The sequence below is a fragment of the Aurantimicrobium sp. genome (assembly GCF_036667855.1).
Lineage (GTDB): Bacteria > Actinomycetota > Actinomycetes > Actinomycetales > Microbacteriaceae > Aurantimicrobium.
On the sequence record NZ_JAVWTF010000114.1, the window covers coordinates 1 to 1118 of the forward strand.

A 1118-nucleotide genomic window follows, 5' to 3' on the forward strand; every position below is an offset into this window, starting at 1 on the left:
CCATGGCTATCGATGTCATGAGTGACATGCTCACTTCGAGCTTGATTGACCCTGATGAGTTCGAAACCGAACGCGATGTCATTCTGGAAGAACTGGCGATGGCTGAGGATGACCCCTCGGACGTGGCACAGGAGCGCTTCTTTGAAGGCGTACTCGGAGACCACCCACTGGGTCGCCCCATTGGGGGAAGCCCCGAGACGATTCGTGCGGCCACGCGCGAAGCGGTCGTGGCGCACTACCGTGCCAACTACCGCCCCAATGACTTGGTCATTACAGCTGCGGGTTCGCTGGATCACGATCAGCTCGTGGCACAAGTTCAGCGCACGTTAGAGGCAGCTGGCTGGGATCTCTCGGTTGAAGCCACTCCAGTTGCACGTCGTCCTCGCACACCAGCACTCATTACCCAAGGCAAAGCTTTGCAAGTGATTGAGCGCCCCATTGAGCAGGCCAACATCATGTTGGGTGTTCCTGGCATCGTGGCAACCGATGAGCGCCGCGTGGTCCAGACAGTCATGAACGCGATCTTGGGCGGGGGCATGTCTTCACGTCTGTTCCAGGAGATTCGCGAAAAGCGTGGACTTGCCTATTCGGTCTTCTCTTTTGCTTCGTCCTATTCAGATGCTGGTGCGTTCGGACTCTTTGCGGGAACATCTCCCAAGAAAGCTCCTGAAGTAGCCGAGCTACTCTTGGCCGAATTCCACAAGTTCGCAGAACACGGTGTCACCGCAGATGATCTCAGCCGCGCCAAAGGCCAGCTCGCGGGCGGTTCCGCTCTTGCTCTAGAAGATACCGACACTCGCATGTCTCGTCTGGGGAAGTCTGAGATTTCATCAGGTGAATTCATTGACTATGACGCTGCCTTGGCGTTGCTGGTGGAAGTCACCCCGGAACGTATTCAAGATCTCGCGAAGGAACTTGCCGCTGGCAAGGTTTCTTTGGTTTCTGTTGGCCAAGCAGATGAGGCCGCGTTATCGCGTATCCTTTCTGAGGGGTAATCAATGGCACACAACATCATCTTGGTTCGTCACGGCGAACAACTCGACGCCGAGCACGGCGTCATTGACGGTCCACTCTCTCCGCGCGGTATTGCGCAGGCAGAAGCCGTGGGACGTCGTCTT

General features: G+C 56.6%; 2 protein-coding genes. Both read left to right on the forward strand.

The genetic code is table 11. The features are described from left to right. The coding region (locus RR877_RS10565; RefSeq protein WP_332628241.1) for a pitrilysin family protein at nt 1-995 on the forward strand (995 nt) is incomplete at its 5' end. Between the two features lie 3 nt (nt 996-998). Beyond that, the coding region (locus RR877_RS10570) for a histidine phosphatase family protein (RefSeq protein ID WP_332628242.1) at nt 999-1118 on the forward strand (120 nt) is incomplete at its 3' end.